The following is a 26,333-nucleotide window of genomic DNA, read 5'->3' as shown; positions in this document are numbered from 1 at the left end:
TTATACATTTTTATTAGAGTTTTACAACAATTTTGACAAATAAAATTAAATAACTTGTTAAAATAAAGAGAATTGTCTTAAAAATGCTAACAATTTAAAAATATTTTGTAAGGATTTGTTGAAACTGTTTACATTGTTATTATAGTATAGCATTATTAAGTCTACAATATATAATTCTTTCCAACAGGAGGATCACAAATTAAATGTCGAAACACTATATTATTGTCGTATTATCTGCGATAGTACTAGCAGCAATCTTTTCTTTTATCCAAGGAACATTAAACTTTTTCCTTCATTTCACGAACACAATATTCTATATTGGACTAACATTATTTGTTTTTAGTGGTTTTTTATTAATCGTACAAAGTGGATTTTTTAATATCACTCGCTTTGGAATGCGTAAAGTATTCGGAACGAGAGACCAACAGATGGCAGAAATGACTGGCGATGAATCACTTACTGTTAAAAAGGATATGATCTATAGAAGATATAGATTTTCAATTACAAAACCATTACTTATGGCTTCAATCACTTTAGTGATCCTTTCTTTTTTATTCAGTTTTATCATTATTTACTAAATGAGGTATCAACATCTTGAAAGTTGAATATAATTAAGATATTATCTATAGAAAGTATATATAAGCGATGAAGAAGAGTAGTACACAGATTTAGCATGTTAAGAGAGCTTGTGGATGGTGAAAACAAGTCATGCTCCCTGTCGAATGGACTTCTGAGCTTCGGACCGAACATATAGTATAAGTAGGCTTCGACGTAACTCAAACGATAGATGAGAGCATGATTTCATGCATGAGTGATTCCTTATTTGGAATAACTAGAGTGGTACCGCGGTTTAATCGTCTCTATGTAATAGAGAGATTATGCCGCTTTTTTTATTTTATTTAGCTTTTTTTAGGAGGATTTTAAGATGCAAACTATTTTTAGTGGAATTCAACCAACATCATCTGGAGGAATTACTTTAGGTAACTATTTAGGCGCGGTAAAACAATTCATTGAATTACAAAATGATTATAACTGTTATTTCTGTATTGTTGATCAACATGCAATAACAGTACCGCAAGACAGACTCGCTTTACGTAAAAACATTCAAAGTCTTTCTGCAATCTATGTTGCTGCTGGATTAGACCCAGAAAAATCTACTATTTTTATTCAATCTGAAGTACCTGCACACGCTCAAGCAGGATGGATGATGCAATGTATATCGTATATTGGTGAATTAGAGCGTATGACACAGTTTAAAGATAAATCTTCTGGTAAGGATGGTGTATCTGCTGCTTTATTAACTTACCCACCTTTAATGGCCGCGGATATACTTTTATACGGTACTCACTTAGTTCCAGTTGGCGATGACCAAAAGCAACATTTAGAGCTTACTCGTGACTTAGCAGAGCGTTTTAATAAGAAATATAATGATATCTTTACGATCCCTGAAGTTAGAATTAGTAAAGACGCTGCTAGAATTATGAGTTTAGCTGATCCAACTAAAAAAATGAGTAAATCCGATGAAAATCAAAAAGCTACAATTTTTGTTTTAGATGAACCTAAAGTAATTGAAAAGAAAATTAAAAGTGCTGTAACTGACTCTGAAGGCATTGTTAAGTATGATAAAGAAAATAAGCCTGGTATTTCAAATTTATTAAGCATTTACTCAGCATTTACTGGTGAAACAATTCAAGAATTGGAAAATAAATATGCTGGTAAAAATTATGGAGAATTCAAGCAAGATACTGCAGATGTAGTAGTAAACGGATTACTTCCATTACAAGAACGCTATAAAGAAATTATTTCCTCGTCTGAATTAGATGATATTTTAGATGCAGGAGCTGCAAAAGCAAATGCCGTTGCAAATAAAATGATTAAAAAAATGGAAAATGCTATGGGATTAGGTCGCAAGAGAAAAAAATAATCCTGTTTTACGTAAAAATTAAAATAGTAATGGGTGTCTTAAAAGTCAAAGAACTTTAGAGACACCTTTTTCTTTACTATGAGGAAAAAATGAAATATCAAGAAATGACTAAAAGACCCACAAGGAACTTTATCACCTTGTGGGTCTTTTTCGTTTTGAGGCCATTTTAAATAACCTCTTTTAGTTTACTTTTTGTTCGTGTTCCATTTCCCATAGTTTTTCAAAGAAAGGTTGACCTTTAACGATTCTTCCACATAATTGCTCATGTCGATCTGACCAACCACTCTTTATTTCGTCATATAATTGGGACCAAATGTCCTCAAATGACAAATCCTGAATATGTTGATACGATCTTGGATTCCACTCAGTGTACCAATATCGAATCTCCGAAGGATTTTTTGATGAATGGAGTTGATCTAGAGCCATAAATAATAACTGCTTTAGTTGTCTTTCTTTTCTTGTTAGTCCGCTCATAATAATTGGCGACGGTGACAGTATATGATGTTCTTTTGTTTCATCATTTACTAAATTTTGAAGTTTATAGTGACTTTCTTCAATCTCGGCTGTCATATCATACACCATTTGTTCTTGCCTTGGAATTAAACGGCTTTTTCGAATTGGAATATTATACCCAATTGTGTCAACCGCAATAATACCATTACCGTCAGTTACTACAAAGCAGTAATCTAGCTGAATACGCTCATGATTCTTTCTTACATAAGACTTTTGAAACACTTCAGTTAATAGACCGGAAGGAAGCTCTAATAGTTCATTTTCAATATACTGATATAACTCTGGAGTAACTTTAATGACTGGAACTTGGTCTAATAATTCAACACTATCATCTTTTCTCCATTCAAAAAAATGACAGACATTGTAACCATTTTCTTCACCTTCAAACCAATTGACCCATACATCATGTAAATACAACATTTACTACCCCTCACTTCACAACTGTATGTAACTTTCAGTATGGTCAGTGATTCACTAATTTATTCCATTTTCCACTGAATTACAAAAAGTGTTTAACAAACTGAATGAAAAATAGTCAATAAATCATTAAAATATCATAGATTAAAGCTTCTCTGATACATTAATGCTAGCAATACATTATATACGCTCTGATATGCTCTGGAATCATTTGCATTCAAATTGAAATATAATGTATTGCATTTTCCTTAATCTTTTTACTTGGCGTTCGTAAAAGGATATCAGTTGACCATTCTGTCTGCTCTGTACAACTTTTAACAATGTCATATCCAACACTGTAACCCAATAATTTTGGAATTCCGTTCCCACCATACAAGTATTTTGAAAAATTATCATCATTACTTGTTATCTCAAGTTTATCTATTAAATATTTTTTATAATATAATTCACATTGCTTGGAAGAATACTGATTTGTCCATGGTGCCTGAACTGCTTCTCCATATTTATCTAAAACTGCAGTTTCGGCTAAACCTTCTAAAATCATTGCATCAAGTAATGTGACCTTTTTGTTTTTATATAACTTTGTCAATCTTACAATATGATGATACTCATGTAATAATACTGCTTTATGTTGTAAAATTCCTTCTAAAGGGGACAAAAATAAACAAATACATTTTTTATGTGCGATCCCCCCCCTTTGATAAGTCGTGTTTTTAAACATACTTCCCGTTCTATGACAAGGTAAAATAAATATCGGGATGTCAGGTCCATTTAATTCTTTTTTTAACTTGTCAAACTCTTCAGAAAGGCTTTTCCATACCCTTTTTTCATCTAGTTGTTTCAGATCATCCTTACTCAAGGTTGACAGCTTCGATAAACCGTGGGAAAGAAGATATTTATATAAACTCTCCTCATTATATTTCGGAAAATATGGTAAAAGTTTTTTCATTACCATTTGTTTATCTTCAATAAAATCAACCCATTTATAAGTTGGAATTATCCCAAGTTAATCACCTCAATTTACTATTAAAGTATGATAATTAACTAGTGAAAGTTACTTTTTTTTACACTCTGATTTCTAATAAAAAAAAGCTTAGGTAAAGACCTAAGCTTTCGTGTCCAAAATAAAATTTAAACTTATTTAGTGAATTCTTTAAATGCTAAAGTTACATTGTGTCCACCAAATCCTAATGAATTAGAAATTGCTGCTTTTACATTAAATGGTCTAGCAACATTTGGTACATAATCTAAATCACATTCGCTATCAGTTTCTTGGTGATTAATCGTTGGAGCAATTACTTTATTATGGATTGTTAATGCTGTAATTATTGCTTCAATTCCACCAGCTGCTCCTAGCATATGACCAGTCATAGATTTTGTAGAACTAATTGGTACATTGTATGCATGTTCGCCAAATACTTCTTTAATTGCCATCGTTTCGAATTTATCGTTTAATTCAGTACTTGTTCCATGTGCATTAATGTAATGAATATCTTCAACTGATAAACCAGCATCATCAAGTGCCATTCTCATAGCACGTGCGCCACCTTCTCCTCCTGGAGCTGGTGCTGTAATATGGTGTGCATCACCTGTTGTTCCGTATCCAACGATTTCTGCATAAATCTTCGCTCCACGAGCTAATGCGTGTTCTAATTCCTCTAGGAATACGATACCAGCACCTTCACCAATGATAAAGCCATCACGAGCATTGTCAAATGGACGACATGCTTTCTCTGGATCTGGATTTAATGATAATGCTCTTGCAGCACAGAACCCAGCAAGACCCATATCGGTAATTGGTGCTTCTGCACCACCAGTAATCATTGCCACTGCATCGCCACGTTGAATAATTTTGAAAGCATCACCAATCGAACTTGCACCAGAAGCACAAGCTGTAACTGTACAACCATTTGGACCTTTAGCACCTGTTAAAATAGATACTTGTCCAGATGCCATATCAGGGATTAGCATCGGAATAAAGAATGGACTTACTCGACGTGCACCTTTTGTTTGGAATGTATTAAACTGTTCTTCATATGTTTCCATACCACCGATACCAGAACCAATCCAAACACCAACTTTTGGCGCAATTTCTTCGTCAATCGTAAAGTTTGCATCTTCTATAGCCATTTTTGAAGCTGCAATCGCATAGTGAGTAAAACGGTCCATGCGTTTTACTTCTTTTTTATCAATATATTTTTCAGGATCAAAGTCTTTTACTTCTCCAGCAACTTTAACAGGGAAATTATCAGGATTTTTTCGAGTCAGAGCACCAATTCCACTCTTTCCATTCATTAAACTTTCCCATACTGTATTTATATCATTACCAATAGGTGATACTGCACCTAATCCTGTAATAACAACTCGTTTTTTCATTCCAAAAAATCCTCCTTCAATTAGATTATCTTCCGAATCGAAGTGCAATTGCACCCCAAGTTAATCCGCCGCCAAATCCAACTAATACTAATACATCGTCTTCTTTAACATTTCCTTTTTTATATTCTTCAACTAATGCAATTGGAATTGAAGATGAAGATGTATTACCATGACGATCAATAATTACACTCATTTTTTCTTTAGGTAGCTGTAATCTTTCTCTTGCAGCGTCCATTATACGAGTATTCGCTTGGTGTGGAATTAAGAAATCCACTTCTTCTTTCGTTAATCCTGCTAATTTTAATACAGATTCACAAGAATCTCCCATTTGACGAACTGCAAATTTAAACACTTCTCGTCCGTTCATTATTAAGTGATCTCCACCTTTATAAAGATGTTTACCACCAGTACCGTCCGCACCTAACTCATAAGAAAGAATTCCTCTGCCTTCACTAACTGGTCCGATAACGGCAGCACCTGCACCGTCACCAAATAAAACTGCCGTGTTTCGATCTTCCCAGTTAACAATTTTAGTTAACTTTTCAGCTCCGATTACAAGAATTCTACTGTATGTACCAGTATTAACAAACTGAGCTGCTGTAACAACACCATAAATAAATCCAGCACAAGCAGCACTAATATCCATTGCAGCAGCATTTTTAGCTCCAAGTTTTTCTTGAATTACACATGCAACTGATGGAAACGACTTATCTGGAGTTACAGTTCCAACTAAAATTAAATCAAGTTCTTCTGCTTTTACATTTGCATCTTTTAAAGCTTCTACCGCAGCTTCATATGCTAAATCAGAAGTGTCTTGTTCGTCACTAGCAATTCTTCTCTCTTTAATTCCAGTACGACTGACAATCCACTCATCTGAAGTATCCATCATTTGTTCTAAATCATAATTAGTTAACTTTTTTTCGGGTACGTATGAGCCAATACCTAAAATTCCAGCATTCATTAATATCCCCGCCTTACTTTATTATTTTTATATCTTCTTATTATTACCTGGTACTAATTTTATGAAATAATATGTACTTTGTCTACATTTTTATCTTTTAAAATCTAGGCTATGTAAAAAAGATGAATCATTTCTTAAAAAGAATACCACTTTGGACGAACTTCAAATCCAAAGCGAATTTTTAAACTAATGTATTCTACTACAAAAAAGGAAATAGTTCAAAATGAACCATTTCCCTATTTGAGTAATGTATTTCATTAGTAAAGATGAAAATGCTGTTGAATTTGCTGTTTTTGCTTTTGTATACCGTCCTCAAATGAAGTTGTATTAATAATAACAAAAGGAGTTGCATCCATATAGTTTCTCATTTGAGCGTACTTTATTCCGTCGATCATATTTTGTAATCCGGTGAAATTCCCGTCCTCTGGTAAGTACATACATTGTTTAGCTGTAATGATATATTTATGTTCTTTTAATTCCTTCTCCGAAATTATCCGAATTGCTTTACCTACATCTTCTACAAATAGAATTTCATTAGAACCGTATACATTCTTTATGGGAACATTTCTTTTTCCTAGGTCTTGAACAATCAATTCATGTACTAAGCCTGCGGATGGCTCCCAAGGTCCATATAAAGATGGAATTTCAATGTAAGTAATATTGCAATCTATATTTTTACTCAATTCATTAACAGTTCTTTCTAAATCTGCTAATTCTTTTTTTGTAGATAATAAAAAGATAATATCCTTACTTTTGCCAATGATTTTGTTAAATAGCTTTTCTGTAAACTCTATACTATTTATTGAGCCTTTTAACTTTAGTTCGTCATAAAAATGAGAAATAAAAATAGTATCATATTGCTCATTCTCTAATAAAAATTGCTCTTCATCTAAAAAGACTACTCTTGCATTTCTTCCGATTGAAAAGATTTTTTCTTCACTTATTAAATCACTTTCATTTCCATTTTCCATCACAACGGCTGAAACATCATTATATTCCATTAGTTGGCAAACTAACTCATAACCCATAAATCCACTGGATCCAATGACAGCACATTTTTTCATTATTAACCTCCTTCTTTTGGGAAATTTATTCAAAAAAAATATAGAGACTATAAAACATCTTGATATTTTTTTAAAAACCTTATTAAGTTTTTTCCACAGTCAAATTTTTTCTCTTCTAATGAAATCAATATCGAAATCGGCAAATTATTTTTATGTCGTTCTTCTTCTAAAAGTCTAATATCGCTTTTCCATTTATAATGATTTCTTGTTGTGGTGTAAATTTTAATTGGTGAGATTGTTTCATAAAAAAAACATTCTCTATCTATAACCATATATATATCCGACGCTTTATATGCTTTTAAAATTTCATGAACTGTTCTTTTATAGAACAATTTATTTTCTCTTTCTAAATCTAATTCATTTTTTAAATTTAACGAAGGATTTAATAATGAAATACTTCTGACTTTTCCCTTTAAGAGGCCAAGTAATTTACAAACGACTAATGCACCAGTACCTTCCCCAATTATATGAATTGATGGATTCAAAGTTTCTTGTCTCATAACTGAATGATATAAGCTTTCTGCTAAATCGACAGCGTCATCAGAACCCCAATTTTTTCCATATAAATTTGAAGTGAATACTGTGTACCCTTCTTCTGTTAATGTTGATAATAACTTTCTTTTATCAAAATGCTGCAATAAGGAACTATGTGCATTATCTACGTAATGAGTATTCCCACCGACATAGAGTACTCCGAAACCATTCGGTCTAATAGGTAGATGAATAACTGCATATTGATCCTCTTGTTTAAAAAATCTCTCAGTTACAGGCATTCCTATCACCTTATTATTAATGTAGTATTTTTGGGGAATTATAAAATGGGTATTAAAAAATTCTTAAGTTACTTTTTTTAATTAAAACTTTTTAATTATAACTTCAATTATCAAATTTCTAGGTATATAATATGATAAGAACTAACTAGATAGGAGTGATTAGAGTGCGTTTTATTATGACATTGTTCTGGAGCTTTGTTTTATGCCAAATGGGATCTTACGTTTTAAGTTCAATGACTGGCGGAGAGTATAATTTCACAACTGCTTCAGTTATGGCTGTAATATTAACTTTAGCGATTTCAGTTCTTAGCGAAGCAATAATCCCTAATGAACCTGTTGCAAAACACCACTAAAATCTATATATAACATATGTTGTAGCACCCAAAAACGTTCAACTTGGTATATACATATGTCATCAATTATAGATTTAGATAATTTATAAAATACTAAAATTTTGATAAATTCATTCAATATTTTGTATATTGTAAACGTATAAAAGAGCGCCCTCGATCAAATAATCGAAAGCGCTTTTTTTTATACCTCTTTTAAGTTACTAATGTTGATTACTCTTCTATGATCCACAATTATTTAAATTTGGATTTATATGTCCATTTTCTGTTATGGTTCTGTGTATCTGGAAAAACTTCTCCTGCCTGAAGTTTAATTTGTTTTGGGTGTGTTACATTACTTCCTGTTTCTCCGATTTCCACGTATACCCCATTATTTGGTGCTTTGTCGCCTGGTCTAAATTGATGTGCTTGTCCCATAATCCATTCCTCCTTCTTTTTAGGTTCTTATTGTTCCTCTAAAAAGAAAGTTTTTTCTTTTAAAAAGATGGTATCATTAGTAATTATTGGCTTTTTATCCAATAATATTTTTTCTTTAAAAGATTAACATTAAAAAATAAAAGGTGATGAATATGAAAACAAAACACTTAATTGCACTAGATTTAGACGGCACCTTATTAACGGATGAAAAAACAATATCCGAACGTACTTTAAAAGTGATCCAACAATTAAAGAATCAGGGTCACGAAGTATGCATTTCCACTGGTAGACCTTTTAGAGCTAGTAAAATGTATTATGACCAATTAAAACTTACAACTCCAATTGTAAACTTTAATGGGGCTTATGTTCATCACCCTCTAGATGATTCATGGGGAGTTTATCACGAATCATTACCTTTAGAAGTTGCAAAAGAGGTAATTAGTTCTTGTAGAGAGTATGAATTAAAAAATATGTATGCTGAAGTAATGGATGATGTATACGCGGATAAACACGAAGAGGAGATCCTCCCACTTTTCCACTACTTAAAAGAAGATATAATCCACGGAGATTTAGTTATAAATCTTACTCAAGCTCCAACATGTCTTCTAATCGATAGTGAAGAGTCTCATGTTGCAAGTATTCGTGAGCACCTATCAAATGTCCACGCTGAAGTAATTGATCACCGTCGCTGGGCAGCACCTCATCATATAATCGAAATTGTTAAAGCAGGAATGAATAAGGCAATAGGTCTACAAAAAGTAGCATCTTTCTATAATATTCCTCGAAAAAACATTATAGCTTTTGGGGATGAAGACAATGATTTGGAAATGATTGAATATGCGGGTCATGGTGTTGCTATGGATAACGCAATTCATCTTTTAAAGAATATTGCAAACCACACAACATTATCTAATCAAGATGATGGAATCGCAATTTTCCTAGAAGATTTTTTCAACTTAAAATAATAATTCTTCTTTGTCATTAATTTCAAAGATAACTAATAATAACCACTTATAACAATTAACGAAATGTACAATCTAATAAGGACTTCACCAAAGGGATTATCCACTTTTTGATTTTGATCAATTACTATTGGAAATTCTTAAGAAGTCAAAAACAAAAAGCTTTCCTATTTAGGAGGGAATCATAATGGGCAAAAGTAATAAGTCTAAGCGCTTTATTCAACAAAGTTCTGATTCTGTTACAAAGTACTCTGAAAAATTCCCTTACCACTTTACATTAGCTGAAGCAGAAGAGCGAAAAGCTAATAATAGTCAAAGCTTTAATGCTTAATTTCAAGCATTAAAAACAAAAAACAACCATTGGAATACTCCTTTGGTTGTTTTTTTATTACTTTCTTTATTACTGAAGAAGTTACTGGTAAGAAACTGTTTGGGTAACTGGTTTAATTTCTCCATTAAGATTTTTCTCATTCATCTTTGATGCAACGATATTTGCAGTTATTTCATAATTACCATATGGAAGGTTTTTATTTACAAAACTAACTTTCTCTTCCCAAACTTGTGTTTTTCCGCCAGGAACCGCAACATTTGTAATGACTTGTGCATATACCATTTCTCGAGATGATTGATAAACCACTTGTCCACTCTCATCTTTAATTGTAAAATCAACTGTTTGTGATGAAGGGAATGTAAAATTTGCAGGGATTTTATTATCATTACGTAATGAATATTTCATTTTTACAAGGCCGTTAACTTCTGTAATTTCAAGTGTTGGTGAAAGCTTTTCAACGTCAATCTCATTAATTTGTCCTACAGTTTGATTTGTACTTGGTGTTGGTTTTATTTCCTTGTCACTCTTTGCACCACAACCAGAAAGAAGTAGTGACCAAGCTAGTAAGAGAAGCGATCCCTTTTTCAAAATAATCTCCACCTTTTTAGTTTCCTTACTAAATTATACCAAAAAGCTAAGAAATTACTTTAACAATTCAGTGAAATATTAGTGATAGTATTAGCTAGTATTGTTGATTTAGTAACAAATGCATAAATCTTAAAATTAAAAGAAAAATTAATTAAGTATTTATCTAACTATTAATTGTCTATATATGTACTCCTTACCCATATTTGAAAGGGGAATTAACATGATGCATACTATTTTCCATTCATTCATACTAATTTTAGCTGGCATTTTACTATTAAGAATAGCTGGAAGAAAATCAATTTCACAAATGACATTGCCCCAAACGATTGTTATGATTTCGATTGGTACAATTATCGTTACTCCAATTATTGAAAAAGGCTTAACTAAAACAATTGTTGCTGCCACAGTTTTTGTATTAACTCTACTTGCATTAGAATATTTGCAGATGAAATCGAATACTCTTGAAAAATTTTTTACAGGAATATCAAAAATTGTAGTAGAAAACGGCAAGTTAAATATTAAAAATTTAAAAAAGTTACGTTTAACGGTTGATCAATTAGAAATGCGTATTCGAAATGAAGGAATTAATAAATTTGATGATCTAAAGTTTGCTACAATTGAACCAAATGGCTTATTAGGATTCGAATTAGCTGAGGATGCGAAACCATTAACAATTAGAGAGTTTAAAACACTAATGGAGTCGTACGGATTTCAACTTAATAATAATCATTTAAGCGAGAATACTCAAAGTTCTGCTTCAATTTTTAATGAAATAAAAGGTAATCAAAAAACCGAAAATCCTAAATTGAAATAAAAAAAAGACTAGCAAATTTAAACTTTTCGCTAGTCTTTATCTATTTAAATCTTTCTAAATTCCCCTAAAACATCAACAGTTTGTACCACATTCGTAAAAGCTTTAGGATCTACCCTTTTTATAATTCTTTCCAAATCATATAATTCATAACGAGATAATACAATCATTAAAATATCTTTATCTTGTTTAGTAAATGCGCCAGTAGCATTCATTTGTGTAATTCCTCGGACAAGTTTCGCATGAATTTCTTTTCTAAGCTCTTCACCTTTTGTAGTGACAATCATTGCCGTTAGCTTAACATGACTTGTATGAACACTATCGATCACACGAGTAGTAACATATAAATTGATTAAAGTATAAAGAGCTTTTTCCATTCCATATAGCTGGCCAGCTGTAATGATAATAATTGCATTAAACAAAAAGAAATAGGTTCCAACCGGTTTCCCTTTTGATTTTGAAAGAACTAAGGCGATAATATCCAGCCCACCTGTAGATCCACCGAATTTTAATGTCATTCCAATTCCGATCGCAGCAATTAAACCACCAAAAACTGCATTAAGAAGAATATCATCAGAAAAAATCGGTTTAACAGGTAAAATTTCCAAAAATAACGTCATTATTCCTACACTAAAGAAACTAAAATACGTAAAAGAACGCCCAACTTTTTTCCATGCTAAAACGATAACAGGAATATTTAATAACGCTAATAGAATACCCGTCGTTGCTGTAAACGGAGTGTAGTCAGTAATAATATTTGAAAGTAACTGCGCTAGACCTGCAAAACCACTTGAATAAACATTAGCAGGGATTAAAAAACAATTCATTGCAAACGCATTTAAGAAACCACCAATCATTACTACAACCAGCTTAAATAAAAGCTCTTTATTTCTTTCCACCAACTTTGCTTCCTCCTCAAAAAAATAAATCTTCTCTCAATATTAAAAAATTTGCCTCTGTAGAACATCATAGTTGTATAACAAAAGCCAAAAAGTTAAAACGAACACACATACATAATTAAGGTGATAAAGGCAAACCTAACATTATCATTTCTTATAAAGGAGCTTAAATATGCCTACTAGTGATAATGACAAAAAAGCAAAAGATAATAACGCTGTAAGAGAAAAGAAAAATGCACAAGAAAGTAAAAATGCACAAGCTGGTAAGAAATCTTTTTCTAAAAGTGTCGATCATCTTTAATAATTAAAACCGTTTTAACTGATTTAAAACATGTAAAATTTCATCTAATAGTTTAAGTATATTTAAATCTTTCTGAAAGACAATAAGAACTTTCTAAACTTGAAAAAGCCTTATTATTAAGAATATTTAACCGATGTAAATATTTTTTAAAAACCTCTAGAAACACTATTATATAAGTGTTTTTAGAGGTTTTAACAAATTTAAAACTTTGCCAAACAAAAGCCCACTACCCTCCATAAATTAGGTGAGGTTTTTGGGGAATATTTTTTTTGCATAATGATAGTGAACAGACACTTTTTAAAACAATACAAAATCTAAGCAAATGAAAAAAAGGACCATTCCAGCATTACTGGAAAGGTCCTTTTTACTTGGAGTTTGAATGAATCATATAAAAAAGCCAATGCAACAACACATTAATAATATCAAGTTTTAATCAACATGTACTGTCCTTATTTGAAATGCAATATATCAAATAAGGACTCACGATACCTCTATTAATAGAGTGATGTTTTCATTGGATTATCTATACAAAAAATTACAAGTTGGAGGTATTACAAGAAAAATTTATTTAAACAAGCTACTGTTACTGTAATAACAGCAGCAATTTTAGGTTCGATCATTCCAATGAAGTCTAATGCAGAGGAAATTTCTAAACCTAATTTAGAAACCCCTTTTAATCAAGTAAACACTCAATCTAGTTTGCAAACACCACCTATTATACAATGTAGAGCAGTAAATGAAAAAATATCCGCAAATGTCAATGCCAACTGTTGAGGCATTTTCTAATGAGGATCGGACTGGTACAGAGTATTTAGATGTAACCTGGGAACCTATTGAAGATGTTACAAAGTATCAAGTAATTTTATTTAACGGTTCAATACATAGCTATTGGGATTTTCCTGCAGCTGAAACTTTCTGGACAACCAAAGGAAAAGGCATGTTTCCTACAGACACTTAAATAGATAATGGACAAGTAAACTTTAAACGTGATGGTTCAGGAGGTGAATTCGCTACTGATCCTTATAAATTATACTCAAAAGCATTTGAAGTTAATGGAAGTGGTTAACTATTCTGATAGTACAGTTTACTATATAAGAGTGACAGCTGTTCATGAAGATGGTGCTAATCCGATTTCGCATGCCACATCTTCAACATTTCATGAAGCTATTTCATCTGAAGAGAAGGGAAGTTTCGAAAATATACCTACTTTAGAAGAGATGACGCCTGAGCAACTTGAGGTATTTAATGCTGCACTTAATAACGAAGTGAAAGATTATACCAAAAATGGAAGGGCAGTTTTCAATTGAGATTAATTAGAAAATATTGGATAGAGTCTATATTATTGCTACTAGTTTCTGCATTTTATGCCTATATAGATTATAAAACAGAATTCACTTGGAAATTTACCAGCTTCTTTATTGTTTATTTTTATATAAGTTATAATCTTGTATTTTAATTACCAGCATTTTTAAAAAATATAATAAATAAAATTAATAATTAAATGTTAATGCTCCTATTCGAACAATTATTTTATTGAATAGGAGCATTAACTAAATTTATTAAAATACCATATCCCAAATCTACCCGCCAACAACAAAAACTATTCCACATTTCTTTTTGTAGTGCTTTAAATGCTGCTAATATTTAATCTCCAAAGCTCTTATCATCATTAATAACTAGAACTTCCTAAATTCTCCAAACACATCAATTGTTTGAACAATATTTGTAAACGCCTTTTCATCAACAGATTTAATGACTTTCGATAGATGATATAACTCATACCGTGATAGTACCATCATTAAAATTTGTTTATCTTGATTCGTAAAGGCACCTTTTGCATTAATTGCAGTAATTCCTCGCACTAGCTTTGAATGGATTTCTTTACGTAACTCGTCACCTTTTGTTGTTACAATAAAGGCAGTTACTTTAATATGACTAGTATGAATTGCATCAATGAATCTAGAAGTTACGTATAGGTTAATTAGTGTATAAAGTGCTTTCTCCATTCCATAAATATAGCCCGCTGTTAAAATAATTAACGCATTAAACAGGAAGAAGTATGTACCAACAGGTTTTCCTTTCGAACGTGATAATACTAGAGCTACTATATCTAACCCACCTGTTGAAGCACCAAACTTTAATGTATATCCAATCCCAACAGCAACAATTAATCCACCAAATACAGCGTTTAGTAAAATGTCTTTTGAGAATAGAGGCGTTACTGGGATTACTTCTAAAAATAACGTCGTGATTCCAACGCTTAAAATCGTAAAATAAGTAAAAGATGGACCTATTTTTTTCCATGCTAATATGATGACAGGGATATTTAATATTGCAAGTAATATACCAGTAGAAGCCGAAAAAGGCGTAAAATCATTTAATAAATTAGTAAGTAACTGAGCTAAACCAGAAAAACCACTAGAATAAACACTGACAGGAATTAAAAAACAATTCATAGCAAATGCATTCATAAATGCACCGAATATTACTACAAGAACTTTAATGAACAATTCTTTTTTGTCATTCACCTACAAGCCTCCTATACATTCATATGTTTAGTATGCCTGTAAATTGTAAAAAAATAGCAAAAAACCACCTCACCTAGTGAAATGGTTTCAAAACCTAATTATTGCTCTTTCTTCTCAAACAGTTCTTTTGCGTATGTCCAACCGTCTTCTTGATAGATTTTATTTTCCTTTAATAATCTACCCATCGCTCGTTTAAATGAAGCCTTACTAATATTAAATCTTACTTTAATATCTTCTGCGTCACTCTTATCCCAGTATGGCATTGCCCCACCACGGCTCATCATATATTCATAAATTTCATTTGCTTCTTGATCTAATCCTTCATGCACCCTTGGTAAAAGTGATACGTTAATACTACCATCATCTTTCACATCAATAATACGTCCACTTACTCTTTCACCAATACGAGGTTCAGTTTTTCTCTGTGATTCATGGATAAAACCTATGAATCGTTCATCAGTTAAAATATAAGAACCCACTCTTAAAGTACGATAAATGATTCCTGAAACATTTTTATTAAGCATACTAGGTTCAGCTGGTACAGAGAACTCTTTCATGACTGGTTCAGTAGCAATTTTAATTAATAGTCTACCTTTGTTAGTTTGCTTTAACGTACAAAAAATTTCATCGCCTTCTTCAGGCCAAACTTCTTGAAGAGGTGGAAGGTCACCTTTTTCTAAAAGAATATCTTTTGATATGCCGATGTTTACAAAAACACCCACTCCATCAAGTTTATCGACTACTTTTGCAAATCCATAACCTTCTGTTGTAATGAACGGCATTTCCATCGTTGCAGAAAGTCTACCTTTAGAATCATGATATAAAAATACAGTTACTTCTTGATCTATTTCAACTTCACCAGATGCTTCATTATTATGTAAAAAAACTTCTTCTTGATCTTGGACAAGCATATACCCAATATCCGTTTCTCGACTGCAAACTAAAGTTACAATCTCTCCTGCTTGTAAACTCATTTTTTGTTACATCCTCTCTTAACTTTCAAACTAAAAATTATTATATCATGCATAATGAAAGTTTGTTACTTCGTCTATCATACACTATAATACAAGTATTAACGAATTGGAGGGATTCTATCTATGTCAAAAGAAAGTTCATTTGATATTGTTTCAAAAGTAGACTTACCAGAAGTCTCTAATGCGATTCAACTTGCTACAAAAGAAATCGCAACTCGCTATGACTTTAAAGGAAGCAAAAGCTCAATCACTTTAGAAAAAGAAGAACTAGTTTTAGTTTCTGATGACGATTATAAGTTAGAGCAATTAAAAGACGTATTAATTAATAAATTAATTAAACGCAATGTTCCTATTAAAAACCTAGACTACAGTAAGGTTGAAGGTGCTTCAGGTGGTACTGTAAGACAAAGAGCTAAATTAGTACAAGGTATAGATAAAGATAATGCAAAAAAGATCAATACAATCATTAAAAATAGTGGATTAAAAGTAAAATCACAAATTCAAGATGATCAAATCCGTGTAACTGCAAAAAGTAGAGATGATTTACAAGCAATTATCGCTGCAGTAAAAGGTGCAGATTTATCAGTTGATGTTCAATTTTTGAATTACCGATAAACTTATACATACTTAAAAAAGAGGATGAAATCAGTCATCCTCTTTTTTTACTTTTATAACTTTAATTAGCTACTAACTAAAGTTAATCTCTCATTTTTTACACATGTACCACGGATTACTATTTTATATGGAACGATAATACTTTTTTCAGTACCATCCGGTTCTTCAATTTTTGAAATAATATTTTTTGCTGCTTCATTGCCTAATTGATAAATATTAATATCTACAGATGTTAATGGTGGATTTGCTAATTCTGCAAAAATTGCATTATTAAAGCTAATAATTGAAATATTATTCGGGACTGAAATGTTATGTTCGCTTAATACACTTATAATTCCTAATGCTAATACATCATCAGTTACAACAATTGCAGTCGGAAGATCCTTTAGTTCTAGCAATTGATTTACTGCTTTTCTTCCACCGTCTCTCGTAAATGATGTAAATATAATTTCCTCTTCATTTACTGGAAGTCCGTTTAATTGCATTGTATCTTGGAAACCACGTAAACGGTTTTGAGTTACTAGAAGACTACTTTCTCCTCCAACAAACGCAATTTGGCGATGTCCATAATCAATTAAATAATTCGTAACATCTCTTGCAGCTGCATAATTATCGTTATCAATATATGTTATTTCATCAATTGAATGATATGGCTTCCCTACTAAAACAAAAGGAAAATTATTTTCGTCCAAATAATCAATAATCTTATCATTTTCCTTAGAGTAAAGCAGAATAATTCCATCGACTCTTCTACCTCTAATTGTTTTAATCACAGTTTGTTCGACTTCATCCTCATTGTTTCCTGTAATAAAATAAAGAGAGTAGTCTTTTTGATTCGAATACGCTGTCACACCCCTAATTACTTCTGCAAAAAAAGGATTATGAAATGATGTATCTAAAGCTGGTGGTAAAACTAACCCAATTGATTTCGTAGATCGATTAGCCAATGACCTTGCATTTAAATTTGGATGATAATTTAATTCATCCATTACTTTTCTAACTTTTCTTTTTGTTTTTTCACTAATTCTTGGGTTGTTTGAGATAACTCGAGACACCGTTGAAGGCGCTACATTCGCTTTCTTCGCAACATCCTTAATTGTAATAGTCATTTTAATTCCCCTTATTCACGAATGAATGTAAACGTTATCATTTTTTCTTTAGATGTAGACTCTATTTAAAAGATTATTGATTCTTGATACAATCCACCTCTTCCTTCACAAGTCGATGTCCCGTTTATTATACTGGAATCTAGTGGATTTAATCATTTACTAATCTGCTTAGAATACTAAAAAGACAGCCATCTTTTCAAGTATTCTAAGCTCATTTAACTAGTATTTATTTCTCTTCATTATTACGTCTTCTTGCAAACCATAAAAAGATGATAAACGCCACAAAAATAGATGGAATTGCAATAATCACTCCAATGTTTAAACTAGTTTTAGGTGCAACTGCATAAACATTTGAAGATTCTCTTTTAAGGACTATATCAAATCCTTTATTATTTGGACGAACCAAATCATCAGCTAACATCCCTCTTAATTCATTCGATTTTTTAACGACATCAAAATCTAAATGAACCTTTTGATCAAGAGAAGTATTATTTATTGCAACGATCGTAGTTTCATCATTATAATGCCTCTTAATTAAAGTCATACCTTTAGAATCATCATAAAGCACTTCAAAATCCCCTTCAGAAAGAGACGGTAAAGTTCTTCTTAATTCAGTCAGTTTTTTAATATATTTTGAAAAATCTTCATCAGTACGGAAATCCATTCCTTTTCGATTATCAGGAATATTCCCACCATTTAGTGCAATTTCTGTCCCGTAATACGTCAACGGAATTCCTGGTGTTGTAAATAAATATGCAAGTGCTAACTTTAATCTTGAAGGTGGATACTGTCCTTTTGATACAGCTATTGAAACAAAACGCTTAGTCATTTCATCGTCTAAATAGTTAATCATTAATGTCGAGCCTAACTGCTTACTTAAATCAGCTTGTTGCTTCATTATGTCAGTTAATGATTGATTTTGTGAAGAAAATGTATTTGCTAAATCAGCTACTGAATCAACATTATAAATTCCATTAAAACCTAAATTTTTATATTTATTTACATCAATATCACTTGAATCATTTAAATCAGCAAATAAAATGAAATTTGGATTTTTCTTTTTTATTTCTTTGTTAAATGATTCCCAAAATGAAACAGGTACATTATTTACTTCTTGTAAATTATAACCGTCAAAATTAGCTTGATCCATCCAATACTTAGCTGTTTCGATTAAGTAATTGGCAACTTCATTGTTTTCTTGATTAAAGTCAGGTAATCCATTTATCCATTTCTTTTCTGAACTTGTACTATTTTCAGGATTAAACCAATCCGTTTTTTTAGCAAGTTCACTATTTGGCGAAGCATTATTTGTAACAAAATCAATATAAACTTTTATATTACGTTTATGCGCTTCTTTAACTAACTTCTTAAGTTCTTTACTTGTTCCGAACCTTGGATCAATTTTTCTAAAATTAACGACTGAGAATCCATCATATGAATTTTCGTCATTCTCAAAAATAGGTGAAATAGAAATAGCATTATATCCAAAATCCTTAAGATAATCTAATTTTTGGGTAATACCATCTAAATCCCCACCCTGAGATTTATTTAAATCTTTCGGGTCTGTATTTTTATCATTCATAGGATTACCATCAAAAAAACGATCAACTAAAATTCGATAAATCATTTCTTTTCTTAGATCAGTTGTATTTTTTTCTGCAAAACCTATACTTGGTAACGTACTAAAAAATAGTACAAACACTAGTATTAAAAAACCAAATCGCCTCATTTTTTCTCCCCCTGCAAGACACTCGCATGTACAAAAATTTCACTCTCTACATTATTTTGCAAAATATTACAATGAAATTCAAATGTTAAATTAAATTTCATAAAAATGGAAGCGATTGCACACACTATTTAATTATACTGTTACTAAATTAGATAGCAAGTTAATTCCTTACAGACATTAATAATACTAAAAATAAAGGGTGGGATCATGCAAATTGAATCAATATATCATCAGCCATATGATCAATATGCTTTTTCAATAGATGATAAAACCTATCGTTTAAGAATTCGTACAAAAAAAGGTGATTGTACAGAAATTATTTTTTATTTCGGAGATCCATTCAAATTTAATGATTCAGGTTGGCAAATTGAATCATCACTCTCCATGTATCTTGCATTCTCCACAGAACTATTTGACTACTGGGAAGTAAATGTAATCCCTCCAAATAAACGAATGAAATATCAGTTTCTTTTAAAAAATGAGCAAGATTCTCTCTTTTATGGTGAGGGCGGATTTTCAAATAATTTTAACCCAAATGATCAGTCAAACTGTTTTACATTGCCATTTCTTCATAAAAATAATTTAATATCACCTCCTAGTTGGATTAATGATACGATTTGGTATCAAATTTTCCCAGATCGATTTGCTAGTGGAAATAACAAGAATAATCCTATCAATTCGACTCCGTGGGGATCAACTCTACCAACGAGTTCAAGCTATTTTGGTGGTGATTTAGAAGGTGTTATTCAAAAAATAGATTATCTTAAAAATTTAGGTATATCCGGAATTTATTTAACCCCTATTTTTGAAGCAAATTCAAATCATAAATATAATACAATCAATTATTTTAGAATAGATCCTACTTTTGGAGATGAAAAAGTCTTAAAAACATTAATTGAAAAATGTCATGAAAATAACATTCGAGTAATGCTTGATGCAGTATTTAACCATACAAGTGCATCCTTCCCCCCATTTCAGGACGCATTACAAAACGGAAGGGAATCCGCCTTTTTTGAGTGGTTTCACTTTTTTAAAGATGAAGAAAACAATGTAGCTTATGAAACTTTTTCTTTTGTAAAGGAAATGCCAAAACTAAATACAGAAAATAAAGAAGTACAGAATTTTTTATTAGAAATAGGTTCTTATTGGATAAAAGAATTTAATATAGATGGTTGGCGTTTAGATGTAGCAAACGAAATTGATCATTATTTTTGGAAACTATTTAATAAAAAAATGAAGGAACTAAAAAATGATTTGTTTATTGTAGGTGAGATTTGGCACCATGCTATGCCATGGTTAAGAGGCGACGAATTCGATTCTGTTATGAATTATCCTCTAATGAAATCACTTTTTGCTTATTTCGGTTACCAATCAATTTCAAAGATCCAATTTCAATATTCGATTAACGATTTAATAGCCCAATATCCATTACCTGTAATCAAAGCGCTCTTCAATGTATTAGGTTCACATGATACACCAAGAATACTGACACAATGTAATCAAAATGAAAAAAGAGTGATACTATTATATGTCTTTTTATTTACTTTCTTTGGGACTCCATGTATCTACTACGGAGATGAAATTGGTCTCCAAGGTGGAAATGACCCCGAATGCCGAAGCTGTATGCTTTGGGAAAAATCACAATATAATTTACATATCTTTAATTCAATAAAAAAATTGATTTCGCTAAGAAAAAAATACTCAGTTTTAGAAAATGACGGTGAGTTTAATTGGGTACAAACTGACCAGCCCGACATTGTTATGTATGAAAGGAAAAATAATCAATTTCATTTTTTTATCATAATTAATAACTCAAGCGAAAAACAGTCAGTTAAAGTACCAATAAATATAGGTAAGAAAAGAATTACAAGTGTATGGAATGGCGAACAGTTTGCAACTGAATCTGATTCAATTGGTGTTGATCTGTTAGAGACAGACTTTTTAATTTTACAATTAGAAGATACAGACTCATTTAGTTGAGTCTGTATTTTTATTTTGGTGAAAACAACCTTGTCAAAAAAAAATTACAGTTTATTAATCTGTTTAAATGTCAATTAAAATAATTACAACTTCTATAATTAGTTGGTAATCAAAACTACACATACACAAGAAACATTTAAATCATCAATAGAGATACAGACTCATTAATTTAGGTCTGTATTTTTATTCACTCATTTACGTTATGTTAGATTTTCTAACAAATAAGATATTTGTTAGCGTTTTCATTATAATTTTATATATTTTTTTGGTATTTTCGTGAAATTATTATTGAATTTTGCATATATTCTGAATATGATAACTTATATAACATTTAATGTTATAAAAACTAACATTAAAGAAATGGGGAATGAAGATGAATGGTATTCAAGCTGCGGATAGTGTATTTCTTTTTATTTCAACTGTTTTAGTCATGATTATGACACCTGGTTTGGCACTTTTTTACGGCGGTATGGTTAAAAGTAAAAACGTATTAAGCACTACAATGCATAGCTATTCTGCTATGGCAATCGTATCAATCCAGTGGGTATTAATTGGCTACTCTTTAGCATTCGGTCCAGATTTTAATCATTTGATTGGTAACTTTTCTTGGGTAGCATTAAAGGATGTTGGTTTTACTCCAAATGATAACTACAGCGCAACAGTCCCTCATAATCTTTTCATGATGTTCCAGCTAATGTTTGCAATTTTAACACCTGCTCTTATATCAGGTGCCTTCGCTGAGCGCATGAAATTTTCAGCATTTCTATTATTTACTCTTTTATGGACAACATTTGTTTACGATCCATTAGCACACTGGGTTTGGGGCGTGGATGGTTGGCTTCGTAATCTAGGTGCTTTAGACTTCGCTGGCGGAACAGTTGTCCATATTTCCTCCGGTGTTTCAGGTTTAGTTTTGGCTCTACTTCTTGGCAAAAGACGAGATTTCGGATCTACATCACCTCATCATTTACCACTAACTGTATTAGGAGCTGGTTTATTATGGTTTGGGTGGTTCGGATTTAATGTTGGTAGTGCCTTAACATTAAATGATGTGGCATTAACTGCATTCATTAATACAAATACTGCAGCTGCTGCAGCTTCAGTTGCTTGGGTGCTAGTGGAATGGTATGTAAATAAAAAACCTACTATTTTGGGTGGAGTTAGTGGTGCCGTAGCTGGATTAGTTGCAATTACACCTGCTTGCGGATTCGTCACACCTCTCTCATCAATTGTGATTGGATTTTTAGGTGGAGTAATATGCTTTTTAGCAGTAACATACTTAAAATACAAATTTGGATATGACGATGCTTTAGACGCATTCGGTTGTCACGGAATCGGTGGTACATGGGGTGCTATTGCAACAGGATTATTCGCTACAAAATCAGTAAATAGTGCTGGTGCAAACGGACTTTTTTACGGTGACATAACACTTCTTTGGAAACAACTACTCGCTATCGGAGCAACCTATCTTTTTGCAGGAATTATTACCTTTTTAATTGTGAAAGTAATAGGCTTTTTCATCAACATTCGAGTTGATCAAGAGGAAGAAAACCTCGGCCTTGACTTAAGCATACACGGAGAAAAAGCATATCACGACGCAAGTATATAAGGAGGGATAAATATGACTGCAAAATTAACGAAAATTGAAATCATTACTCGGCCAGATAAATTTGATGTTTTAAAAGATGCACTTTCAAAGGTAGGAATCACAGGAATGACCGTAACGAACGTTTTAGGATGCGGAATGCAATCAGGCTATATGGAAGTGTATCGAGGAAAAAAACGAACCATCAATTTACATGAAAAGATAAAAGTTGAGATAGTCGTATGTGATGTACCTGTTCAAGCTGTAATCGATGAAGCAAAAAGAGTGTTAAAAACAGGAAAACCTGGAGATGGAAAAATATTTGTGTACCCTATTGAAAACGCGATTAAAATCCGCACTGGGGAGGAAGGAAGAGACGCATTACAAAACGATTATTAATTTTTAAAACCTAGTCATTTTATATGACTAGGTTTTTTATTAGTTAATTCACGGTTTTCATCTGAGTAAACGTAACTCCAATGATTTAGTAGATGTGTTTGGTGGCGTGAATTTTTATTGAATATAAGATTTTTTGCTCAAAGAGCTTTTATTTTTAATAAAGCTGTTTGATTCCAATCGGTTTCTTGCTGTATTCCAGGGAAATCTTATAAAAACTAAAGGAAATTAATGCTTATTTGCAGTTACGGGCATTTTAATTGCAATTATCAAGTTTTTAATTGCAATTTCTAACTTTTTATTTGCAGCTCTCCCCTTTTATTTGCACTTTCAAGCTTTTTATTTGCAGTTATAATGTTTTTAATTGCACTTTCCGACTTTTTATTTGCAGTCCCCCCTGATCTAGCTTCCTTATTTAAACATACAAAAAAGAGGTGAAAAAGATCACCCCAATAATTTAAGCTTTCACATTAATATTGAATTTTTTAAACCAAACATGAATTTGATATAAATGAGCTAGTAACTGAGGTCCAGACATTAATTGTCCGTACCATGGAACTTGAAATGCTTTTCCTTCACTTTCAACTAAACTATTTAATTGCTCTTTATCAAGAAACTCGTAAAGAGCTGAGCTTTTATCTTTTAAAGCTTCTTTTAATTTTTGAACAACTAATTTTGTATATACCGGGTTATGCGTCTTTGGATATGGGCTTTTTTTGCGGTATAAGATATCATCTGGTAACAGGCCTTCAAGAGACTTTCTTAAAATACCTTTTTCACGGTCGCCATACATTTTAAGCTCCCACGGGATATTCCATACATATTCGACAAGTCTGTGGTCTGCAAAAGGAACACGCACTTCAAGGCTCGATCCCATACTCATCCGATCTTTTCGATCTAATAATTGTGACATAAACCATTGACGATTTAAATAAAACAGTTGTCTTCTTTTAGCTTCTAATGGACTTTCCCCTTCAAGCATTGGCGTTTCTTTTACAGTCTCGTTGTATCGATCTTGAACGTACTGAGCTAGATTCAGTTTCTTACTCCATTCGTCTTTTAAAAGCTTTTGACGAAGCTCAGTTGATCTCATCCAAGGAAACGCTGGTCTGTTTAAATCATCTTCTCGGTGAAACCAAGGATACCCACCAAAAATTTCATCCGCACATTCTCCTGATAAACCTACAACAAAGTTCTGTTTAATTTTTTGACAAAACCATAATAATGAAGAATCGACATCCGCCATTCCTGGAAGGTCACGACACTCTGTAGCCTCGTCTAAATATTGAACCAGTTCTTCGTTTGTAATGACACATCTTTGATGATTTGTATTGAATGTTGAAGACATTAACTCAATCCAAGGTGCATCTGAATTTGGTTGGAATACACTTGATTTAAAATATTTATCATTTTCCTCATAATCAATTGAATATGTGGTTAATTGTCCTTTTCCTTCTTTAGCGTAATGATTTGCAGCGATTGCTGTAATCGTACTAGAATCCACTCCACCTGATAAAAACGTGCATAAAGGCACATCGGAAACCAATTGTCTTACGATCGCATCTTCAACATAAAAACGTACTTTTTCAATCGTTTCATCAACTGAGTCTGTGTGTATATCGCTTTTAACATCCCAATATTTCCATATTTTAAGTCCATTTCTTGAGAATGTCATAGCATGACCACCACGGAGTTCTTTAATACCATCAAAAACACCATTTCCAGGCGTACGAGATGGACCAAGTCCAAATACTTCTGAGAGCCCTTCTTCAGTTAATTCAGCCTTTACCCCAGGGTTTGCTAAAATTGCCTTTACTTCTGAAGCGAATAATAATCTTTTATAGTCCTCTTTATAAAATAGAGGTTTAACACCTAAACGGTCTCTTGCAATAAATAGACTTTCCTTTTCTTCATCCCAGATTGCAAAAGCAAATATTCCATTAAATTTGTCTACACATGCTTCCTTCCACTCAATATAGCTTGTAAGTAGAACCTCAGTATCTGAATGCCCTTGAAACGTGTAGCCTCTTTTTAAAAGTTCTTTTCTAATATCCTCTGTATTATACAACTCACCATTGTAGCAAAGCGTATACGTGAAGTTACCTTGCGTCTTACGCATCGGTTGTTTTCCACCTATTGGATCAACTACAACTAATCTTTTGTGGCCAAAACTACAATGATTCGAGGTCCAAATATTCGTATCATCTGGACCTCGTTTAGACAATGTTTCAGCCATTTTTTTGGTCACTGAATTTACATTGGATAAATCCTTTTGAAAATCTGCCCACCCAGTTATACCGCACATGTTTTTTTCTCCTTTCTGGGCTATTTCCCTATAAAACTAAAGTTAATTCTATATCGTATTATTGTTTTTAAAAATAGGTGCGTTAATCCTCAAAAAAAGTTTGTAACTTATCAATATTTGTCCATACGTTTTTTTAATTTTTGCATAGTTATAAAATAGTTAAGTTATGTCAATAAATGAAAAAAGTAGCAGCTTTATTAAAATCGAAATAAACGCAGCTATTATGATTTATAAATCCTAATACCGGTCGGAAAATAGAGTAAATTTTTTAATCCATTTAAACAATATTCGAGATTCAAAAAAAGGTTCGAACGAAAAAAAGATTCTATTAGATACTTAATTTTATGATTCGATAAAATGTCCGAATCACTACTTTTCACTTGAACCTATGTAATTAAACAATGAACAGCAGAACGCTTGTAACT

General features: G+C 31.9%; 27 protein-coding genes and 1 other annotated feature. Of the genes, 13 read left to right on the top strand and 14 right to left on the bottom strand.

Translation table 11 applies throughout. The features are described from left to right. Window positions 1–203: 203 nt before the first annotated feature. Window positions 204–578, top strand: coding sequence for a DUF3899 domain-containing protein (locus CN946_RS00205; protein ID WP_098859376.1), 375 nt, complete (start codon window positions 204–206; stop codon window positions 576–578). Window positions 579–636: 58 nt separating this feature from the next. After that, window positions 637–865, top strand: a binding site (T-box leader). A 60-nt stretch (window positions 866–925) separates the two neighbouring features. Next, complete coding sequence (gene trpS, locus CN946_RS00200) at window positions 926–1,924, top strand: tryptophan--tRNA ligase (protein WP_098233234.1); 999 nt, start codon at window positions 926–928, stop codon at window positions 1,922–1,924. A 180-nt stretch (window positions 1,925–2,104) separates the two neighbouring features. Here trpS and CN946_RS00195 read toward each other — a convergent pair whose 3' ends face one another. The 6 genes from CN946_RS00195 to CN946_RS00170 form a co-directional block, all read right to left on the bottom strand. Continuing rightward, window positions 2,105–2,857 carry a YjbA family protein gene (locus tag CN946_RS00195; RefSeq protein ID WP_098859375.1) on the bottom strand — a complete coding sequence of 251 codons (753 nt, stop codon included), beginning with the start codon at window positions 2,855–2,857 and terminating at the stop codon, window positions 2,105–2,107. A 214-nt stretch (window positions 2,858–3,071) separates the two neighbouring features. Further along, window positions 3,072–3,809, bottom strand: coding sequence for a DUF2268 domain-containing putative Zn-dependent protease (locus CN946_RS00190; protein ID WP_098859374.1), 738 nt, complete (start codon window positions 3,807–3,809; stop codon window positions 3,072–3,074). Between the two features lie 182 nt (window positions 3,810–3,991). Continuing rightward, the gene (gene fabF, locus CN946_RS00185; protein WP_098427735.1) at window positions 3,992–5,230 is read right to left on the bottom strand and encodes a beta-ketoacyl-ACP synthase II; all 1,239 of its coding nucleotides are present in this window, start codon (window positions 5,228–5,230) and stop codon (window positions 3,992–3,994) included. Window positions 5,231–5,255: 25 nt separating this feature from the next. Then, complete coding sequence (locus tag CN946_RS00180) at window positions 5,256–6,191, bottom strand: beta-ketoacyl-ACP synthase III (RefSeq protein ID WP_056473618.1); 936 nt, start codon at window positions 6,189–6,191, stop codon at window positions 5,256–5,258. Between the two features lie 257 nt (window positions 6,192–6,448). Next, window positions 6,449–7,255 (bottom strand): hypothetical protein, encoded by an 807-nt coding sequence (locus CN946_RS00175; RefSeq protein ID WP_098859373.1) that lies wholly within the window; start codon window positions 7,253–7,255, stop codon window positions 6,449–6,451. 47 nt (window positions 7,256–7,302) lie between these two features. Then, entirely contained in the window at window positions 7,303–8,028 is a 726-nt protein-coding gene (locus tag CN946_RS00170; RefSeq protein ID WP_098859372.1) for an alpha/beta fold hydrolase, read from the bottom strand. Between the two features lie 164 nt (window positions 8,029–8,192). Between CN946_RS00170 and CN946_RS00165 the strand changes: the two genes are divergently transcribed. Continuing rightward, window positions 8,193–8,381 carry a YjzD family protein gene (locus tag CN946_RS00165; protein WP_098233227.1) on the top strand — a complete coding sequence of 63 codons (189 nt, stop codon included), beginning with the start codon at window positions 8,193–8,195 and terminating at the stop codon, window positions 8,379–8,381. A 231-nt stretch (window positions 8,382–8,612) separates the two neighbouring features. Here CN946_RS00165 and CN946_RS00160 read toward each other — a convergent pair whose 3' ends face one another. Continuing rightward, a complete protein-coding gene (locus CN946_RS00160; protein WP_098859371.1) occupies window positions 8,613–8,795 on the bottom strand; it encodes a YjzC family protein in 183 nt (60 codons plus the stop codon). Window positions 8,796–8,947: 152 nt separating this feature from the next. On the opposite strand from CN946_RS00160, the gene CN946_RS00155 reads away from it, so the two are divergent. After that, the gene (locus CN946_RS00155) at window positions 8,948–9,760 is read left to right on the top strand and encodes a Cof-type HAD-IIB family hydrolase (RefSeq protein WP_098859370.1); all 813 of its coding nucleotides are present in this window, start codon (window positions 8,948–8,950) and stop codon (window positions 9,758–9,760) included. A 184-nt stretch (window positions 9,761–9,944) separates the two neighbouring features. Continuing rightward, a complete protein-coding gene (locus CN946_RS23230) occupies window positions 9,945–10,088 on the top strand; it encodes a hypothetical protein (RefSeq protein ID WP_172445653.1) in 144 nt (47 codons plus the stop codon). Window positions 10,089–10,169: 81 nt separating this feature from the next. Here CN946_RS23230 and CN946_RS00150 read toward each other — a convergent pair whose 3' ends face one another. Next, window positions 10,170–10,676 (bottom strand): BsuPI-related putative proteinase inhibitor, encoded by a 507-nt coding sequence (locus CN946_RS00150; protein ID WP_098859369.1) that lies wholly within the window; start codon window positions 10,674–10,676, stop codon window positions 10,170–10,172. 223 nt (window positions 10,677–10,899) lie between these two features. Between CN946_RS00150 and CN946_RS00145 the strand changes: the two genes are divergently transcribed. Continuing rightward, window positions 10,900–11,490, top strand: a complete 591-nt coding sequence (locus tag CN946_RS00145; protein ID WP_098859429.1) for a DUF421 domain-containing protein — start codon at window positions 10,900–10,902, stop codon at window positions 11,488–11,490. A 44-nt stretch (window positions 11,491–11,534) separates the two neighbouring features. On the opposite strand, the gene CN946_RS00140 is transcribed toward CN946_RS00145, so the two are convergent. Next, complete coding sequence (locus CN946_RS00140) at window positions 11,535–12,344, bottom strand: YitT family protein (RefSeq protein ID WP_098859428.1); 810 nt, start codon at window positions 12,342–12,344, stop codon at window positions 11,535–11,537. Window positions 12,345–12,558: 214 nt separating this feature from the next. Here CN946_RS00140 and CN946_RS00135 point away from each other — a divergent pair, with 214 nt between their 5' ends. From CN946_RS00135 to CN946_RS00125, 3 genes are all read left to right on the top strand, one after another. Next, window positions 12,559–12,687, top strand: a complete 129-nt coding sequence (locus tag CN946_RS00135; protein WP_082459548.1) for a DUF3941 domain-containing protein — start codon at window positions 12,559–12,561, stop codon at window positions 12,685–12,687. Between the two features lie 736 nt (window positions 12,688–13,423). Beyond that, window positions 13,424–13,645 (top strand): hypothetical protein, encoded by a 222-nt coding sequence (locus tag CN946_RS00130; protein ID WP_098859368.1) that lies wholly within the window; start codon window positions 13,424–13,426, stop codon window positions 13,643–13,645. Between the two features lie 43 nt (window positions 13,646–13,688). Continuing rightward, on the top strand, window positions 13,689–13,994 hold the full coding sequence (locus CN946_RS00125; protein ID WP_176547145.1) for a hypothetical protein: 306 nt from the start codon (window positions 13,689–13,691) through the stop codon (window positions 13,992–13,994). A gap of 369 nt (window positions 13,995–14,363) precedes the next feature. Here the strand turns inward: CN946_RS00125 and CN946_RS00120 are convergent, their stop codons facing one another. Beyond that, window positions 14,364–15,215: a YitT family protein gene (locus CN946_RS00120; protein ID WP_286133768.1), complete on the bottom strand. Its 852-nt coding sequence runs from the start codon at window positions 15,213–15,215 to the stop codon at window positions 14,364–14,366. Window positions 15,216–15,313: 98 nt separating this feature from the next. After that, window positions 15,314–16,189 carry a CvfB family protein gene (locus CN946_RS00115; RefSeq protein WP_098859366.1) on the bottom strand — a complete coding sequence of 292 codons (876 nt, stop codon included), beginning with the start codon at window positions 16,187–16,189 and terminating at the stop codon, window positions 15,314–15,316. 123 nt (window positions 16,190–16,312) lie between these two features. On the opposite strand from CN946_RS00115, the gene CN946_RS00110 reads away from it, so the two are divergent. Then, window positions 16,313–16,804 carry a YajQ family cyclic di-GMP-binding protein gene (locus CN946_RS00110; protein WP_097973692.1) on the top strand — a complete coding sequence of 164 codons (492 nt, stop codon included), beginning with the start codon at window positions 16,313–16,315 and terminating at the stop codon, window positions 16,802–16,804. 65 nt (window positions 16,805–16,869) lie between these two features. On the opposite strand, the gene CN946_RS00105 is transcribed toward CN946_RS00110, so the two are convergent. Together CN946_RS00105 and CN946_RS00100 are read right to left on the bottom strand one after the other, a co-directional pair. Continuing rightward, window positions 16,870–17,913, bottom strand: coding sequence for a LacI family DNA-binding transcriptional regulator (locus tag CN946_RS00105; protein WP_098859365.1), 1,044 nt, complete (start codon window positions 17,911–17,913; stop codon window positions 16,870–16,872). Window positions 17,914–18,139: 226 nt separating this feature from the next. Then, window positions 18,140–19,642 (bottom strand): alpha-amylase family glycosyl hydrolase, encoded by a 1,503-nt coding sequence (locus tag CN946_RS00100; RefSeq protein ID WP_098859364.1) that lies wholly within the window; start codon window positions 19,640–19,642, stop codon window positions 18,140–18,142. A 207-nt stretch (window positions 19,643–19,849) separates the two neighbouring features. On the opposite strand from CN946_RS00100, the gene CN946_RS00095 reads away from it, so the two are divergent. From CN946_RS00095 to CN946_RS00085, 3 genes are all read left to right on the top strand, one after another. Beyond that, complete coding sequence (locus CN946_RS00095) at window positions 19,850–21,622, top strand: glycoside hydrolase family 13 protein (protein ID WP_098859363.1); 1,773 nt, start codon at window positions 19,850–19,852, stop codon at window positions 21,620–21,622. A gap of 382 nt (window positions 21,623–22,004) precedes the next feature. Beyond that, a complete protein-coding gene (locus tag CN946_RS00090) occupies window positions 22,005–23,231 on the top strand; it encodes an ammonium transporter (protein ID WP_098859427.1) in 1,227 nt (408 codons plus the stop codon). Window positions 23,232–23,243: 12 nt separating this feature from the next. Then, window positions 23,244–23,606, top strand: coding sequence for a P-II family nitrogen regulator (locus CN946_RS00085; RefSeq protein WP_098859362.1), 363 nt, complete (start codon window positions 23,244–23,246; stop codon window positions 23,604–23,606). Between the two features lie 454 nt (window positions 23,607–24,060). Here CN946_RS00085 and asnB read toward each other — a convergent pair whose 3' ends face one another. After that, the gene (asnB, locus tag CN946_RS00080; protein WP_098859361.1) at window positions 24,061–25,908 is read right to left on the bottom strand and encodes an asparagine synthase (glutamine-hydrolyzing); all 1,848 of its coding nucleotides are present in this window, start codon (window positions 25,906–25,908) and stop codon (window positions 24,061–24,063) included. Between the last annotated feature and the right edge of the window lie 425 nt (window positions 25,909–26,333).

Origin of the sequence: Bacillus sp. AFS053548 (assembly GCF_002575105.1) — a bacterium.
GTDB lineage: Bacteria > Bacillota > Bacilli > Bacillales > Bacillaceae_G > Gottfriedia.
The sequence above is the reverse complement of the archived record's forward strand: the minus strand, read 5'-3'. Positions and strand labels throughout refer to the sequence as shown.

Bases quoted from the DNA above. Each gene is read 5' to 3' on its own strand.
- CN946_RS00205 (WP_098859376.1), top strand. From the start codon at position 204: ATGTCGAAACACTATATTATTGTCGTATTATCTGCGATAGTACTAGCA.
- trpS (WP_098233234.1), top strand. From the start codon at position 926: ATGCAAACTATTTTTAGTGGAATTCAACCAACATCATCTGGAGGAATT.
- CN946_RS00195 (WP_098859375.1), bottom strand. From the start codon at position 2,857: ATGTTGTATTTACATGATGTATGGGTCAATTGGTTTGAAGGTGAAGAA.
- CN946_RS00190 (WP_098859374.1), bottom strand. From the start codon at position 3,809: ATGGTAATGAAAAAACTTTTACCATATTTTCCGAAATATAATGAGGAG.
- fabF (WP_098427735.1), bottom strand. From the start codon at position 5,230: ATGAAAAAACGAGTTGTTATTACAGGATTAGGTGCAGTATCACCTATT.
- CN946_RS00180 (WP_056473618.1), bottom strand. From the start codon at position 6,191: ATGAATGCTGGAATTTTAGGTATTGGCTCATACGTACCCGAAAAAAAG.
- CN946_RS00175 (WP_098859373.1), bottom strand. From the start codon at position 7,255: ATGAAAAAATGTGCTGTCATTGGATCCAGTGGATTTATGGGTTATGAG.
- CN946_RS00170 (WP_098859372.1), bottom strand. From the start codon at position 8,028: ATGCCTGTAACTGAGAGATTTTTTAAACAAGAGGATCAATATGCAGTT.
- CN946_RS00160 (WP_098859371.1), bottom strand. From the start codon at position 8,795: ATGGGACAAGCACATCAATTTAGACCAGGCGACAAAGCACCAAATAAT.
- CN946_RS00155 (WP_098859370.1), top strand. From the start codon at position 8,948: ATGAAAACAAAACACTTAATTGCACTAGATTTAGACGGCACCTTATTA.
- CN946_RS23230 (WP_172445653.1), top strand. From the start codon at position 9,945: ATGGGCAAAAGTAATAAGTCTAAGCGCTTTATTCAACAAAGTTCTGAT.
- CN946_RS00145 (WP_098859429.1), top strand. From the start codon at position 10,900: ATGCATACTATTTTCCATTCATTCATACTAATTTTAGCTGGCATTTTA.
- CN946_RS00140 (WP_098859428.1), bottom strand. From the start codon at position 12,344: ATGATTGGTGGTTTCTTAAATGCGTTTGCAATGAATTGTTTTTTAATC.
- CN946_RS00135 (WP_082459548.1), top strand. From the start codon at position 12,559: ATGCCTACTAGTGATAATGACAAAAAAGCAAAAGATAATAACGCTGTA.
- CN946_RS00130 (WP_098859368.1), top strand. From the start codon at position 13,424: ATGAAAAAATATCCGCAAATGTCAATGCCAACTGTTGAGGCATTTTCT.
- CN946_RS00115 (WP_098859366.1), bottom strand. From the start codon at position 16,189: ATGAGTTTACAAGCAGGAGAGATTGTAACTTTAGTTTGCAGTCGAGAA.
- CN946_RS00110 (WP_097973692.1), top strand. From the start codon at position 16,313: ATGTCAAAAGAAAGTTCATTTGATATTGTTTCAAAAGTAGACTTACCA.
- CN946_RS00105 (WP_098859365.1), bottom strand. From the start codon at position 17,913: ATGACTATTACAATTAAGGATGTTGCGAAGAAAGCGAATGTAGCGCCT.
- CN946_RS00100 (WP_098859364.1), bottom strand. From the start codon at position 19,642: ATGAGGCGATTTGGTTTTTTAATACTAGTGTTTGTACTATTTTTTAGT.
- CN946_RS00095 (WP_098859363.1), top strand. From the start codon at position 19,850: ATGCAAATTGAATCAATATATCATCAGCCATATGATCAATATGCTTTT.
- CN946_RS00085 (WP_098859362.1), top strand. From the start codon at position 23,244: ATGACTGCAAAATTAACGAAAATTGAAATCATTACTCGGCCAGATAAA.
- asnB (WP_098859361.1), bottom strand. From the start codon at position 25,908: ATGTGCGGTATAACTGGGTGGGCAGATTTTCAAAAGGATTTATCCAAT.